We start from the raw sequence: 14,363 nt of genomic DNA, 5'->3' as shown, positions 1-14,363 counted from the left end.
TAGTAGACTTACACCACCAGTTATTAGCGCAAAAAGAATAGCCCTGAAAGAAGATGTCTCCTTCAAGGCTATGCCTAAAAATGTGATAGTCTACTTATAACTTATCATAGAGAAATTAAACAAATGTTTCATTGGTCAGCTAAATTCCGGGCCACCACAATACCGGTAACCGATGCCTGCATCAACCCGCGGGTGATACCGGCCCCGTCACCAATGGTATAAAGACCTTTAATGGAAGTTTCAAAATTATCACCGGTTCTGACCTTGGAAGAATAGAATTTTACTTCCACACCGTAAAGCAGTGTGTTACGGGCATAAAGTCCCGGGGCAATATTGTCAAATGCTTTTAGCGCTTCCACTATGGAAGTAAGGTAGCGTTCAGGGAGCACATAGGATAAGTCTCCGGGAACTGCACTTTTCATGGTAGGAACGGTAGTAGACTTTTTCAAGCGGTCCTCATCCGTCCGTCTTCCGCGCAACAAATCACCTAAGCGCTGTACCATTATACCCCCGCCGGTAAGCATATTAGCCAAGCCGGCAATATACTTTCCGTATTCAATAGGTTGGTCAAACGGTTCGGTAAATCTGGTTGAAACTAAAAGTGCAAAGTTGGTATTGGTAGTACGCAAACTGTTGTCGGCATAGCTGTGCCCATTAACCACTGCTACCCGCCCGTCATAGTGCTCTTCAGACACGATACCGCCGGGGTTCATGCAAAAGGAACGCACACGGTTATCGAAAGTGTCCGAGAAATAAACCATCTTCGCCTCGTAGAGATGTTCAGTAAGATGGTCCATAATAGCGTTAGGCACCTCCACCCGTACCCCAATATCTATTTCATTGTTTTCCGTATTAATTCCCAGTCTTCGAGTCTGCTGAGACAACCACTCTGCACCCCCCCGCCCAGGGGCAGCCACTACTGAAGGGGCATATACTTCTTCTGTTTCTTTTGTCCGAGTAGTAAGTCGTACTCCCACTACCCGATTATCTTCCACCAAAATATCTTCCACCCGAGTTAATTCCCGAAATTCAAAGTTAGGTTTTTCAATAAGGTATTCATACATGGCTTTCAACACATAGTAGGCCTTTTCAGTGCCTAGATGTCTTACCGGACAGGGTATCAATTGAATAGCATATTTTATGGCCTCATAGGTCAAATCATCAATAACTTGATTGTTTAAACCGTAAACCATATCCTGCGCGCCAAATTTAAGGTAAAAATTATCGGCATAATCTATCAGTTCTTGGGCTTTTTCCTCCCCCATGTACTCGGTGATACGTCCGCCTACTTGTGGCGATTGACTAAGTTTCCCGTCGGAGAAACTCCCGGCACCGCTCCAACCTGAAGTAATACCGCAAGGATTGCACTGGCGGCAAACACCGGTCTTGCGGGCCGGGCAGGTCCTCTTTTCAATAGTCAGGCCCTTATCAACCATCAATATCCTTGCACCCGGACGCAAATCAACCAGTTCCAGAGCCGTAAAAATTCCAGCGGGTCCGGCCCCAACAATAATCACATCATATTTTGACTTTGACATGGCTCTCATCCTCCAAAGTTAAATTCCCCTAAAAAAATTCATTTTCAACTTAATTAAATGAGATAATGGTTTTCACATTACCCTGTACACCAGCAGTAATTTTACCACCCTCCTGGATTTCCGTCAAGAAAAACTGAACGATAGGGCTATGAAAGCGCCTAATATTCGTATATTCTAGACCGTAATACTTAATCCAGCTTCTTTTGAAAACGAATAATTGCAATAGCGAGGATTGCTGTGCCAATACAGGCCAAAGTCAGCACCTGGGGCCATAAATAGGCCGCACCAACCCCCTTTAAAATTATCCCTCGAAGGATGGTCAGAAAGTAGGTCAAGGGGATGACATAGCCCAACCAATTAATCGGTAAAGGCATGGCCTCTCTGGGAAAAACAAAACCGCTCAACAAGACAGACGGGAGAATGACTAGTACCGTCATCTGCATTGCCTGAAGCTGAGTTCTGGCTATGGTAGAAATAAATAAACCCAAACCCAGGGCAGTCAGTAAAAAAACTGCGGATAGAGCCAATAGTAACGTGACGCTGCCTGCCACCGGTACCTTGAACCAAAATACCCCCGCAGCCAAAACAAGAATAATATCAAAAAACCCAATAAATACATATGGAATAAGTTTTCCCAAAATAAGTTCCCCGGGTCGCACCGGTGTTACCATCAGCTGCTCCATAGTACCGCGTTCCCTTTCCCTGACCATGGCGAAGGCGGTAAGCATGACGGTAATATTCTGCATAATCAACCCAATTAGCCCGGGGATGTTGAATCTGACGCTGTCCAAATCGGGATTATACCTGACTCTGGGGCGCATATCCACCGCCACCAAGGGAATACCATCTCCTTTGGCTCTGGCTGCCTCTACCTTTAGCTGCAAGCTTTCACGCTGGGCTAACAATCGGACAGAATTGAGGGCAGTGCGGGCCACCGTTGGGTCCGAACCGTCGATAACAGCCTGCACTTGGGCCGATTGCCCCCGCCTTAATTCAGTCATGTACCCGGCGGGGATAATAATCCCTACTTTTACGGTTCCACCGTCAAGCAGACGGTCAACCTCATTACTATTACTGGTAGCAGTAACCACATCAAAGTAACCAGAATGCTGAAAGTCTGCAATCAGGCGACGGCTGTCCGGGGTACGGTCCATGTCAACCACTACGGTGTTAATATGGTCCACATCGGTTGTAACTGCATAACCAAATAAAAAAAGCATCAACAACGGCATCACAATAACTATGCCTAAACTGGCAGGGTCGCGGCGTATCTGCAGGATTTCTTTACGAACCACCGAAGCCAGGCGCTGCCTATTCATTACCACCGCCCCCTCCTTGCGCAAACTGAATAAATACTTCTTCTAAGCTGTTAAGACCACTGTCCGCTTTCAAGTCTGCGGGGCTATCAAGAGCAATTAAATCACCTTGATGCATAAATGCCAGACGGCCACATTGTTCCGCTTCATCCATGTAATGAGTGGTAACAAAAATAGTAGTACCCCGGTCAGACAATTCTTTTAAGATATCCCAAAACTGTCTTCGCGATGCCGGATCCACCCCAGCGGTGGGTTCATCTAAAAATAACAGCGGTGGTTGGTGCACCAGAGCGCAAGCCAGTGCTAAGCGCTGTTTCCAACCGCCGGAAAGGTGTTGGGCTCGAGTACGCATCTTGTCACCTAATTCCAGCCAGTCAGCCAAAGCAGCAATCCTTTCTTTCACCCTGCGATAAGGAACTGCATAAATGCCTGCATAGAAATCCATATTTTCTTTTACTGTCAGTTCCTCATAAAGACTAAAGTGCTGAGACAGATAGCCAATATTTTGGCGAATGCTCTCCGCCTCGCGATAAACGTCATAGCCCAATACCCTTGCTTCCCCTTCGCTTGGAGTTAATAAACCGCAAAGCATACGAATGGTAGTGGATTTTCCTGACCCGTTAGGGCCAAGAAATCCGAATATTTCCCCTTTAGATACGGTAAAGGAAATATTATTTACTGCCCTAAGGGAACCAAAACTTTTACTGAGGTTTTTTACCATCACCGTCATATACTGTCAGCATCCTTTTTATCCCGTGGATGTATATATACATCCACGGGCATGCCCGGCTTCAGTACCCGCTTCCCTTGTTCTACTTTCACTTTCGCCGCATAGACCGTATCCGCCCTTTTTTCCTTGGTTTGCACATTTTGGGGCGTGAATTCGGCCTCTGAAGCGATATGAGTTAGTTTGCCGCTTATTTCTTCCCCTAAACCGTCTACACCAAGAGTAACCGCCTGCCCTAACTCCACCCTGGAAAGCCAGGGCTCAGGAATATAGGTTTCCACATAAAGCGTATCCATTCTGCCTAGGGTGAATAAGGGAATCCCCGGCCGGGCCAATTCCCCTTCTCTAATGTTGACGGATAGAATAACTCCATCCTTAGGGGCAGTTATTTCGGTCTTTGCCAACTCCCATTCTACACTTTCCAAAGCGGCCTCGGCATTTTCCACCTGAGCTGCTGCGGACCTAAGCGCGTCGGCAGCAGCTCCCTCTTTAACCAGACTGTACTGGGCCTCAGCAGCCTGTCTCTGCGAAACAGCGGCTCGGTAACTACTTTGAGCTTGATTATATGAAAGCTCGGCCTGATTTAATTTTTGCTGCGACACCGCACCTGCTGAATAAAGTTTACGAATTCTATTGAGCTCAGTCTCGGCCGTGGCTAGGACATCATTAGCCGCCTCAACGCCGGCAGCAGCCTGGTTCACCTGGGCGGCGGCTTGGGCCAGCTGCTGTTTTCTACTACCTGATTTTAGCTCAGCATATTGTGCTTCCAAAGTATTAAGGACAGCCTGGGCCTGGCGCTTGCGTAGGGCCAGCCCTGTTTCATCGAGTTTCGTGAGCAGGTCCCCTTTTTTGACCTGTGTCCCTTCTTCTACCTTTACAGCCACTACTTCCCCTGACACCTGGCTGCTTAGGTCTACCTCCAGCGCTTCGACCGTCCCTGATACTTCCAGCAAATCCTGTTCCCCGGTACAGCCGGCAAGCAGCAAAACTATAGCTAGTATTATCAGCCCGAATATCTTCTTTGACATATCCACACTCCCCTATCCCAATTTGATCAAACGTTTATAAGCCAACGTAAAATTATAAAACTACTCTATCTACCTTTATTGTAATGCCACCACTCCTAAATACAAGTCCAAATACAAGAAAGCGATTGCACTCCTTCGCAATCTGGGCTTTTTTTCACCTGTAAGGCCACATTTTATAATAAAAAAACCACCATCTAGGTGGTTTTTTTATTTGCTTTAATAAATTTGTTCTTATTCATAGTGCAGCGCGTCAATGGGATCGAGCTTAGATGCCTTATTAGCCGGGTAAATACCAAAGAATATCCCCACCATGGCTGAAAACAGAAACGCTATCATTACGGTCACCCATGAAACCATGGGCGGCCATTTGGCAATCATGGCGATAAGGAAGGCGCCGCCAATACCTACAATCATACCGATGCTTCCGCCAAGCAGGCAAATTGTAATGGCCTCAATTAAAAACTGTGTCAATATATCCCTGCGTCGGGCGCCTAGGGCCTTACGTATCCCTATTTCCCTGGTCCGTTCTGTAACGGAAACCAACATAATGTTCATGACACCAATACCCCCAACCAGAAGGGATATGGCAGCGATGGCGCTAATGATTAACGCCATTACACCGGTTATCTGATTAGCCATCTGCATTTCCTGTTCAAGAGTGACACCTGTATACTTTCCTTCCGCTGCATCGTGACGCCGCTCCATCAGGTTCACTGCCTTATCCACCGTCGCATATACATTGGTTCTCTCCGTGGACTGACCTTCCAGTTGGTTAACCCAGCGCCCGTAGAAATTATGTGCTAAGCTGATTGGGATAAAAACATTATTGCCCTGGTCACCGCTTAGAAAAGATTCGTGAGGCCGGTACACACCAATAACCCACAAAGCATTGTTACGTAAATGAATACGCTTACCCACTGCCTCGTTGCTGCCAAACATTTCCCGAGCGAAGGCTTCATCAATAACCGCTACTCGGCGAGTAGACTGGACATCATCCTCTGACATAAACCTTCCCGAAATAATATTGACATTACGTACCACGCTATAATCGGCATTGGTACCCTGAATACTTACTTGTTTATTTATCCTCCCGCCCCGGATTTCATCCCGGGTATAGTAAGAAGGTGCCATCAACTTTATTTCGGGAATTAGTTCTTTCAGCACCTGAACATCTCTCAGAGTTATATCATCTGCTTGGCGCGGATGGTCACTATCCCATGGTACATAAATTACAAATAAATTGGAGCCAAAGCTCTCCATTTCCTGCATCAGCAATGCTCTGCCGCCCTGCCCCACTGCAACGACTGTAATAACCGCAGCAATACCAATAATTATACCCAGCATAGTAAGCAGGGAACGCATCTTATTGCTCCATACCCCTTCTAGCGCAATACGAATGCTTTCTAGAATATTCATGCGCTGTTCACCTCCAGGCTCGCCAATATATCTGCCGCCTGAATCGGGCTTTTAATCCATTCATCGCTGGTTAAACAACCGTCCCGAAAGCTAATGACTCTTTGGCTATGTTCTGCTATTTCTCGTTCATGGGTAACGAGTAGGATAGTTGCCCCTTCCCGGTGAAGCTGCTGAAATATGGCCATAATTTCCTCGCCGGAACGAGTGTCCAGGTTCCCGGTAGGCTCATCGGCAAGTATTACAGCCGGTTGGTTTACTAACGCTCGGGCAATGGCCACCCTTTGTCTCTGTCCTCCGGAAAGTTCATTGGGACGATGGTGAACCCGTTCTGCCAGCCCCACCTTTTCAAGGGCCTCCATTGCTTTAGCTCTGCGATAATCCCTATCCCTCCCGGCATACTGAAGGGGAAGCTCCACATTACGCAGGGCCGACATGCGCGGCAGCAAATTAAATGTCTGAAAGACAAATCCTATTTTAATGTTTCTGATTGCCGCAAGTTGGTCATCATCTAGCTGCTGAACACTATCGCCGGCAAGAACATAGCTCCCGCTGCTCGGCCGGTCTAAACACCCTAATATATTCATTAATGTAGATTTACCGGACCCTGAAGGCCCCATGATGGAGACAAATTCGTTGTCCTTAATGTGCAGGGTTATGTCTTTTAGTGCCGTTACCGATAGTGTACCGGTACTATAGACTTTTCCTAGCGCTTGAAGCTTAATCATTTTCTTTCACCTGCTGTACTTGCACCATTAATCCATCTTCAACCTTGTCATCGGGGTTAACAATAACCTCTTCTCCCTCTTCTAATCCGGAAGTTATCTCAACCACCATATCATTGCTAATCCCTTTTTGAACTTTTCGTTCCTGGGCTTTACCCTCTATAACTACGTAAAGATAATCCTGATTTTCACGATTTATCACTGCTTCATAAGGCACCACCAGTGCATCCTCTTTTTGAGCCGTAGTTATACTCAGGTCAACAGTGTTACCCGGCCGAAGTACCTCGCCGCCGGCAGTTATCTCTACTTCAATATCCACTGTTATATCAGTTCCTCTGCTGGTATTTTCCGAAGTTGCCACCGGCGCCACCTGGGTTAATTTTCCGGATATTTCATCATGAGAACCCGCTCCGTACTGAAGAGTTACCATTTGCCCCGGAATCAGATCACGGCTGTCCGCCTCGGTAACAGCAGCCTTTACCAGTAAACTATCCGGGTCTCCTGCCGTTAGCAGCGGGGTGCCCACTGATACAAACTGTCCTTCCTCCACCGGCAGGGTGAAAACTGTCCCATCGCTTTTAGACGTCACTGTGGCCGCTGCCAACTTTTCTTGGGCCGCTGCTAAAGCTGTCTTGGCTTGAATAACTCTGGCCCCGGTAGAACTGTTTTTTTCTGAACGCAAATTATCCTTTTCAATCTTGGCCTGCTGATATTCCAACTGCAGCCCGGCAAAACTCGACTGGGCCTCTTCCATATCCTGAGCCGAAATAACTCCTTGGTCATGTAATTGCTTCTTTCTTAAATAATTTCTCTCCGCTTCTTCCAGAGCAATCTTCTTTAATCGTAATCGGCTGTCTATCGACATTTCTTCTTCAGCCAGTGACGCCTCTGCCATAGCTAGCCCTGCTTCTGCTTCCGTTACTTGTCTGTTGAGTTCATCGTCATCCATCCGCAACAATATCTTCCCGGGCCCCACTACATCCCCAGGAGATACCAATACTTCTTCCACCACCCCGGCAACCTTGGCATAAAACCGTACCTTGTCCTTTGTCTCTATCCGACCCGTAGCGTAAACCAGCTTTTTCAACTGCTGTACTTTAGCTTTTTCCGTACTGACGGTTACAGTCTGCCCCTTGGTGCCGGCATACATTTTAAAGCCAACAGTTAGCATTAATAACACCGCCAGTATTCCCGCTGCAATGACTTTCTTTTTCCTCTTAACTTTTTCCATTTTAAAAACCCCCCCGGTATCCCCGTTTTCTCGCCCTTCAATGACTATGTTCACACCTGCTGCGCCATGACCACGTAAAACCAAGGCAGCTTGAACCAGTGCTATAAAACATTAGGCAGGCCAAAGGCCAAACCAATTATATAACTAGCAAATCCTAGTTTCAATAATTTTCCTGAGGAAATCCTCCCAAATAAGATATTTATCATATTTATCTTTAGCACCCCTGTTCAAGCATGATGAATAAAAGCATTTCAGGTCTTCTGAGCACTCCGCAATCGCAAGGGGGCATACCCCCTCACCAACCCCCATGTATAGGAAATTATCGAACACCAAATTCCTCCTATACATTCAAAAAACCGACCTAAACAGGTCGGTTCGTTATCTATTTATAGAACAAGTTCCAGCAGTTCTCGAACGTGGTCCACCGGCACTATCTCAATCCCTTTTATGCCTGCCGGCACGTCGTTTTTATTCTTCCCGGGAATAATCACCATACTTACCCCGGCTTGTTTTGCACCGTAGATCTTTTCCGCAATACCACCCACGGGCTTTACGCTGCCCTGGATGGATAATTCCCCGGTGACGCCTATATCTTGGCGCAAGGGTTTCTCCTCCAAGGCACTATACATGGCAAGGAAAATAGCCGCCCCTGCTGAAGGGCCGTCAATGTTCCCGCCGCCAACTACATTGATATGCATATCATAGTCGTATACATCCCGCCCGGTAACTTTACGTATTACCGAAGCTGCATTAAAAACAGAGTCTTTAGCCATAGAGCCCGCGGTATCATTAAAGCGAACCTTTCCCTTTCCCTTTTGCCCAGCCGGGAAGGAGACACTCTCAATTTCAAGGACGGAGCCGATAAATCCGTTCACCCCCATCCCCAATATCTTGCCCACCTCCCGGCCTTCCCCGGCATAGACATTGGCATAAGGCGTTAGACGAGCACTTTGAATGACACTATAGATGATATCCGGCGTTATTAGGATCGGCGCATTCGCCTTAGCGTTTTTCTGCCGTTGGTACAATGCCAATCCGTAAGCATCAACTAGAATGCTATTTGCCTTACGTCCTTCCACAGTATATTCAGAGATAACTTCCGGAACTGACGGGTCCATATCCACTTCCAATTTTTCCGCAGCTTTTTCCACTATGATGCGGATATCCCCCGGTGTCAAAGGTTCAAAGAAAACCTCGGCGCAGCGAGAACGAAGGGCCGGGTGCAAATCTTGAGGACTGCGAGTGGTGGCTCCGATAAGCACAAAATCCGCAGGTGCCCCTTCTTCAAAAATCTTCTTAATGTATTGGGGAACACTTTCATCATCGGGGTCATAGTAAGAGGACTCAAATTCCACCTTTTTATCTTCTAGTACCTTCAGCAGTTTATTTAACAGCACCGGATCCATCTCAAGAATTTCATCAATAAACAATACGCCCCCATGACTATGACTGACTAAGCCTAACTTAGGCTCAGGAATTCCCGTATCAGCCAAGTCCCGCCGGGCCCCTTGATAAATTGGATCATGGACAGACCCCATCAAAGGATTGGTAACATCCCGGGGGTCCCAACGCAGCGTCGTGCCATCCACCTCTGTAAACGGCGCACCTTCAGCAAAGGGTGTGCCGGATATTCGTTTAGCCTGCTCCAGTGCAAGTCTAGCCGCCGAAGTTTTACCAACACCAGGGGGGCCATAAATAATTATATGCTGGGGGAAGGGGGAGGCTATCTTAGAAATCAATGCCTGGATTGCCAGTTCCTGCCCTATTATTTCTTCAAAACATCCTGGGCGTAAGATCTCCTGCGCAGAACGAGCCAAGCCGATAGTATCCATTTTTTCCAATTCAGCTAATTTCTTTAAAGTTTTAGCATTTTCTGGGTCGGTCTTTTCCTTCAATATTTGCATCTTAATTTCTTTAAGATATTCCTCCTGACGCTGCTGCATGCGTTGACTAATATTTTCCTCCAGTTGTTCTTCAACGCTGCGGCGGGCCATCTGTTCGGCAATCTTTTCCTCTACCCGGTCCAGTACCTGGCCATAATCTTCTTCTTCCGGCTGTATATCAAGTGCTGGGTTGTTATCAACCAGTTTAACTAGCGCAATGATGCGCTGAGAAACATCCTTTGAACGCATCTCCTGCAGCGCCTCCAGTTTACTTGCGCGCATCACCAGTTTATCCTTACCCCATAAATCACCTAATATGGCATAGATTGCCGCTATCCTTTTCTCCACTTCACTTCGTCTTTTGTCAGAAGAAGTCCCCAGATGCATATCGTCTATTCCGTCATTACTCCTTGCCATAAAGTACCCCTTTCAGTCCGCTTATTATTGGGCTACCACTTTAACAGTTAACTGCCCGTGAACCTCCGGGTGAATTTTCACTCGTACGTTATAATCCCCTAAGGCTTTTATTGATTCAGTCAGGTCAAGCTTCCGTTTATCAATTTTAATACCATGCTTACTTTGCAGGGTCGCAGCAATGTCTTTACTGGTTACGGAACCAAACAGTTTACCGTTCTCCCCTGCCTTAGTAGGAATAGTTACTGTCAGCTCACCAAGTTTTTTCTTCAACTGTTCTGCCTTATCTAACGCCTGCTGCTCACGTTTCTCTTCTTTTTCCTTTAACCTTTTTACTTCCTTAAGGTTGCCGCTACTGGCTTGCACTCCCAACCCCTTTGGAATAAGATAGTTTCTTGCATAACCATCGGAGACATTAACTACGTCCCCTTTCGCGCCCAGTTTTTTCACATCCTGCTCTAAAATTACCTTCATTCTTTCATCTCCCTTCCAAGTTTCCGATAATTAAATAACGGATCAAATAACCCAATCGAAGTAAGTATTAAGACCGCAACGGGCCAATAAAACAGTACAAAAATAATAATCATCACCCGCAGCACCGGCGACCAATTCCGTTCTTTAAAAAAGTACACTATTACGCTTAGGCCGCCGATAAACAAAAACGGCACGTATACGTACATAATGTTTTGACCTATGGTACGCAGTGCTGGTAACTGATTAGCATCGCCAAAGAGTACTAAACCGAGCCCCACAATTACGCCCCATGCTGCATACCACGGCAACTGCCAGCGTCTAAATGGCGGCACATATGGCACCTTAAAACCCAATTTTTTAACAATGGCCCTCGCCACTAAGAAGTTAAGAGCCGCAGAAACTATGGCGCTTAGTATTAAAATCCCCGGCACTAAAATTTGCAGCCAGCTGATAACCTGCTCCAATGTCTGCCGCAGTTGGGCTTCACTGATACCATTCTCTGCCATACGATCCAGCATACCCATCTGCCGATACATTTCTATAACTGGATTGATAGTGGCGGAAAACTGTTCAGTCCACTGGGCGAAATCCACTCCTATCACCCACGACGAAAGCACAATCATCAGCACCATGGATACTGCTGCTACCAAACTACCGATAATCACGGTCTTACCTGGCGGAGTTTGCTTCTTAAAGAGGACACCGTAAACAATCCCCACACCGCCAAACTGCAGAATTAGGAAAAAAGCCCTAACGGGGTCGGAAAACAAAAGCACAAGTATGGCTGCAACTAAGGTAGCAAGGATACCCACCTTTAAATCCTGCCTTAAGATAACCACCACTATCGGTACGGTCCACACCAAGTTGGTAATAAACTGAAGCGGTGGGACCCATAGACCTATTAACGCCAGGATAGCAGTAATGGCGGCCAACAAGGCTCCCTCAACCAATGCATTAACCGTTATCTGCTTTGACAACAGGCATCACCCCTAACTTTTTGTAAGATATTCCAATAACTGGTTTAATTCTGCATTAAGATTCTGTCCTTCAAGGGTTACTGCTAAAGTCTGGTGCAGTTTCTCAACCACTTGTTTATCTAAATGCTCAAAGTCCACATTTAGTTTTTTGCTTAGCAGATAGGTACTGATTAGCGTGCCCGCTAAAGAATCCAATACAGCATTTGGATCATCTTTCGCCATTGATTGCAGCACCGCTGCGGTATTGGTGACTAATTCCGCTTTCAGTTCCTCAATCACACGAATATTCCTGGCGATGGCCGCCTTATGTGCGTGGCTCATAAAAATCCCCTTACCTTTTAAAATTATATCTATAAAATATCTTCTCCCTTTTAGCCTTATCTCCTGCTGCCCGCTATCGGCTGGACTCTCAATAATCCCCGTTATGCCGAACATATGCCATTTTGTCTATAATAAACCCCCATGCCGCTAAAAGCATCATCTTCAGGGGTTTGCCACCCCTTCGGCGCCCCTGCAGGACTGAGCACCGCCCGCAACCGTAAGGGGGCATCCCCCCCTTACCAGCCCATTAAATTAATCAGCAAATACCTATACTTTGATTAAAAAATAAAGGGAGCTCCCGCTCCCCCTAGTGTAGTATATCCTATTCCATTGTGTAAGGCATCAATGCCATTACCCGAGCCCGCTTGATTGCCCTGGTTAACTGACGTTGATGGTGCGCGCAATTACCGGAAATTCTTCTGGGAAGAATTTTACCACGTTCAGTAACGTGCCGGCGCAGGCGATTAGTATCTTTATAGTCAATATAATCAACCTTATCAACACAGAAATTGCAGACCCGTTTCCGACCCCGCCTTTTATCTCTGGCCACAGTATTCCCTCCTTAGCATTAACCACTGTGTTTAGCACTGTCTTGGCATTAAAAGTTATTTTTCTTCTTCTCTACGAGTAACCATAAATCTCAGCACATCGTCACTAATCCTCATGAGACGCTCCATTTCATGGGAAACCTCATGGTTGCTGCTAAATTGCACCAAGATATACTTACCGTCACGGTAATCACGCACCTCGTATGCCAAGCGGCGCTTGCCCCATTCATCTACGCTTTCAATTTCACCACCGCCGCTGGTAATAACACCATTAAACTTTTCTACCAGAGCAGTATACGCTTCGTCTTCAATATCAGGACGAACCAGATATAAACATTCATAAGCCCGCATTGGACTTCACCTCCTCCCTTTGGACTATGGCTCCGCCACGATAGCGGAGCAGGGAATTAAACGCTCCAGTATTATAGCATAATCATACGGATATCACAAGTTCAACTGCGAAAATGAATGTAAACCACATCACCGTCCGCCAGTTCATATTCCTTGCCTTCTGACTTGAGCAGCCCTTTCTGCCTTGCTGCGACAAAATCGCCACAATCAAGAAGTAACTGCCAATTGATAACATCCGCTCGGATAAACCCTGTTTCCATGTCTTTATGTATCTTCCCCGCAGCCTGGGGCACAGGTGTCCCCACCGAAATTTCCCAAGCCCTTACTTCAGTTTCGTTATACGTAAAAAAAGTATTAAGACCCAGTAACCGATAGACTGACTTTATCAAGCGGTGAAGCCCGGAACTGTCCAGGCCAAAATCTTTCAGAAATTCCTGCCGTTCAATATCGTCTAGTTCCGCTACCTCTGCTTCTAATTGAGCGGAAATGGGTGCTGCCGCCACCCCTTTCTTTCCAGCGTAGGTTTCTAAATCTGCCAAGACATCGTTAGTATCACTAAGTAATTGTTCTTCCGATATGTTGGCTGCATAAATGATAGGCTTCGCCGTAAGGAGATTAAGTTCAGCTAACAGTGCCATCTGCTCTCCATCCATTTCCTCCCTGACCAGCCCGCCGGCATTGAGGATTTCTTCGACTTTATTCAATAGTTCTTTCTCTTTTTGTGCCCCTTTTTCTTTTGCTTTAATAAGTTTCTCAACCTTTTCCTTTCGTCTGACTACTGTCTCAATATCTGCTAAAGCCAATTCTGTCTCAATGATGGAAATGTCCTCTAAAGGATTAACATTACCCGTGACATGAGTCACATCACTTTCTTGGAAACAGCGCACTACATGCACCAACATATCTACTTCCCGAATATGAGCCAAAAATTGATTACCCAAACCTTCTCCGGAACTGGCACCCTTGACTAGCCCGGCGATATCTACAAATTTGACTGTGGAGGGAATCTTTCGCTCCCTACCCAGCATATCCGCCAATTGTTCAAGCCGTTCATCCGGTACGGCCACAATTCCAATGTTCGGGTCAATGGTACAAAAAGGGTAATTTGCAGTCTCAGCTTGCTGTTTCGTTAAAGCATTAAATAAAGTTGACTTGCCTACATTAGGTAATCCTATAATGCCAACCGATAACGACATAGATAATTTACCTCCAAGTTATTGGGCGGGCTAGTCCGCCCGTCCGACAATCTCGCGTACACTCTTTTCGAATTTCCGGCGCGGAAGCATCACTTGTCTGCCGCAGCCCAAACATTTAATGCGAAAATCCATCCCGGTACGCATTACTTCCCACTGGTCACTGCCACAAGGGTGCTGCTTTTTCATCTTCACAATATCGCCCAGTAGATATTTAACCATAC

Annotated in this window: 15 protein-coding genes; all 15 read right to left on the bottom strand. The window is 46.4% G+C overall.

Translation table 11 applies throughout. The features are described from left to right. Positions 1 to 128: 128 nt before the first annotated feature. Positions 129 to 1,538 (bottom strand): NAD(P)/FAD-dependent oxidoreductase, encoded by a 1,410-nt coding sequence (locus MFMK1_RS02260; protein ID WP_366923549.1) that lies wholly within the window; start codon positions 1,536 to 1,538, stop codon positions 129 to 131. A gap of 188 nt (positions 1,539 to 1,726) precedes the next feature. Then, complete coding sequence (locus MFMK1_RS02255; RefSeq protein WP_366923548.1) at positions 1,727 to 2,857, bottom strand: ABC transporter permease; 1,131 nt, start codon at positions 2,855 to 2,857, stop codon at positions 1,727 to 1,729. Further along, on the bottom strand, positions 2,850 to 3,584 hold the full coding sequence (locus tag MFMK1_RS02250) for an ABC transporter ATP-binding protein (protein WP_366923547.1): 735 nt from the start codon (positions 3,582 to 3,584) through the stop codon (positions 2,850 to 2,852). Before MFMK1_RS02250 ends, MFMK1_RS02255 begins: the two co-directional genes overlap by 8 nt. Then, complete coding sequence (locus tag MFMK1_RS02245) at positions 3,581 to 4,609, bottom strand: HlyD family secretion protein (protein ID WP_366923546.1); 1,029 nt, start codon at positions 4,607 to 4,609, stop codon at positions 3,581 to 3,583. The genes MFMK1_RS02250 and MFMK1_RS02245 overlap by 4 nt, the downstream gene beginning before the upstream one ends. 231 nt (positions 4,610 to 4,840) lie before the next feature. After that, on the bottom strand, positions 4,841 to 6,025 hold the full coding sequence (locus MFMK1_RS02240; protein ID WP_366923545.1) for an ABC transporter permease: 1,185 nt from the start codon (positions 6,023 to 6,025) through the stop codon (positions 4,841 to 4,843). Next, entirely contained in the window at positions 6,022 to 6,750 is a 729-nt protein-coding gene (locus MFMK1_RS02235; protein ID WP_366923544.1) for an ABC transporter ATP-binding protein, read from the bottom strand. Before MFMK1_RS02235 ends, MFMK1_RS02240 begins: the two co-directional genes overlap by 4 nt. After that, positions 6,743 to 7,978: an efflux RND transporter periplasmic adaptor subunit gene (locus MFMK1_RS02230; RefSeq protein WP_366923543.1), complete on the bottom strand. Its 1,236-nt coding sequence runs from the start codon at positions 7,976 to 7,978 to the stop codon at positions 6,743 to 6,745. Before MFMK1_RS02230 ends, MFMK1_RS02235 begins: the two co-directional genes overlap by 8 nt. Positions 7,979 to 8,364: 386 nt before the next feature. Beyond that, positions 8,365 to 10,278, bottom strand: a complete 1,914-nt coding sequence (lonC, locus tag MFMK1_RS02225; protein WP_428846283.1) for a Lon family ATP-dependent protease — start codon at positions 10,276 to 10,278, stop codon at positions 8,365 to 8,367. Positions 10,279 to 10,302: 24 nt separating this feature from the next. Continuing rightward, positions 10,303 to 10,749: a 50S ribosomal protein L9 gene (gene rplI / locus MFMK1_RS02220; RefSeq protein ID WP_366923542.1), complete on the bottom strand. Its 447-nt coding sequence runs from the start codon at positions 10,747 to 10,749 to the stop codon at positions 10,303 to 10,305. Next, the gene (locus MFMK1_RS02215) at positions 10,746 to 11,726 is read right to left on the bottom strand and encodes a YybS family protein (protein WP_366923541.1); all 981 of its coding nucleotides are present in this window, start codon (positions 11,724 to 11,726) and stop codon (positions 10,746 to 10,748) included. Before MFMK1_RS02215 ends, rplI begins: the two co-directional genes overlap by 4 nt. Positions 11,727 to 11,738: 12 nt before the next feature. Next, positions 11,739 to 12,047 (bottom strand): MazG-like family protein, encoded by a 309-nt coding sequence (locus MFMK1_RS02210; protein ID WP_366923540.1) that lies wholly within the window; start codon positions 12,045 to 12,047, stop codon positions 11,739 to 11,741. 322 nt (positions 12,048 to 12,369) lie between these two features. Beyond that, positions 12,370 to 12,597 carry a 30S ribosomal protein S18 gene (gene rpsR, locus MFMK1_RS02205; RefSeq protein ID WP_366923539.1) on the bottom strand — a complete coding sequence of 76 codons (228 nt, stop codon included), beginning with the start codon at positions 12,595 to 12,597 and terminating at the stop codon, positions 12,370 to 12,372. A gap of 55 nt (positions 12,598 to 12,652) precedes the next feature. Continuing rightward, positions 12,653 to 12,946 carry a 30S ribosomal protein S6 gene (rpsF, locus tag MFMK1_RS02200; protein WP_366923538.1) on the bottom strand — a complete coding sequence of 98 codons (294 nt, stop codon included), beginning with the start codon at positions 12,944 to 12,946 and terminating at the stop codon, positions 12,653 to 12,655. A 101-nt stretch (positions 12,947 to 13,047) separates the two neighbouring features. Next, positions 13,048 to 14,142: a redox-regulated ATPase YchF gene (gene ychF / locus MFMK1_RS02195; protein WP_366923537.1), complete on the bottom strand. Its 1,095-nt coding sequence runs from the start codon at positions 14,140 to 14,142 to the stop codon at positions 13,048 to 13,050. Between the two features lie 30 nt (positions 14,143 to 14,172). Then, positions 14,173 to 14,361, bottom strand: coding sequence for a DUF951 domain-containing protein (locus MFMK1_RS02190; RefSeq protein ID WP_366923536.1), 189 nt, complete (start codon positions 14,359 to 14,361; stop codon positions 14,173 to 14,175). Positions 14,362 to 14,363: the final 2 nt, after the last annotated feature.

Origin of the sequence: Metallumcola ferriviriculae (assembly GCF_035573695.1) — a bacterium.
GTDB classification, from domain to species: Bacteria; Bacillota; JADQBR01; order JADQBR01; family JADQBR01; genus Metallumcola; species Metallumcola ferriviriculae.
The sequence above is the reverse complement of the archived record's forward strand: the minus strand, read 5'-3'. Positions and strand labels throughout refer to the sequence as shown.

Bases quoted from the DNA above. Each gene is read 5' to 3' on its own strand.
- MFMK1_RS02255 (WP_366923548.1), bottom strand. From the start codon at position 2,857: ATGAATAGGCAGCGCCTGGCTTCGGTGGTTCGTAAAGAAATCCTGCAG.
- MFMK1_RS02235 (WP_366923544.1), bottom strand. From the start codon at position 6,750: ATGATTAAGCTTCAAGCGCTAGGAAAAGTCTATAGTACCGGTACACTA.
- ychF (WP_366923537.1), bottom strand. From the start codon at position 14,142: ATGTCGTTATCGGTTGGCATTATAGGATTACCTAATGTAGGCAAGTCA.
- MFMK1_RS02250 (WP_366923547.1), bottom strand. From the start codon at position 3,584: ATGACGGTGATGGTAAAAAACCTCAGTAAAAGTTTTGGTTCCCTTAGG.
- rplI (WP_366923542.1), bottom strand. From the start codon at position 10,749: ATGAAGGTAATTTTAGAGCAGGATGTGAAAAAACTGGGCGCGAAAGGG.
- MFMK1_RS02260 (WP_366923549.1), bottom strand. From the start codon at position 1,538: ATGTCAAAGTCAAAATATGATGTGATTATTGTTGGGGCCGGACCCGCT.
- MFMK1_RS02245 (WP_366923546.1), bottom strand. From the start codon at position 4,609: ATGTCAAAGAAGATATTCGGGCTGATAATACTAGCTATAGTTTTGCTG.
- MFMK1_RS02230 (WP_366923543.1), bottom strand. From the start codon at position 7,978: ATGGAAAAAGTTAAGAGGAAAAAGAAAGTCATTGCAGCGGGAATACTG.
- MFMK1_RS02190 (WP_366923536.1), bottom strand. From the start codon at position 14,361: ATGGTTAAATATCTACTGGGCGATATTGTGAAGATGAAAAAGCAGCAC.
- lonC (WP_428846283.1), bottom strand. From the start codon at position 10,278: ATGGCAAGGAGTAATGACGGAATAGACGATATGCATCTGGGGACTTCT.
- MFMK1_RS02240 (WP_366923545.1), bottom strand. From the start codon at position 6,025: ATGAATATTCTAGAAAGCATTCGTATTGCGCTAGAAGGGGTATGGAGC.
- MFMK1_RS02210 (WP_366923540.1), bottom strand. From the start codon at position 12,047: ATGAGCCACGCACATAAGGCGGCCATCGCCAGGAATATTCGTGTGATT.
- rpsF (WP_366923538.1), bottom strand. From the start codon at position 12,946: ATGCGGGCTTATGAATGTTTATATCTGGTTCGTCCTGATATTGAAGAC.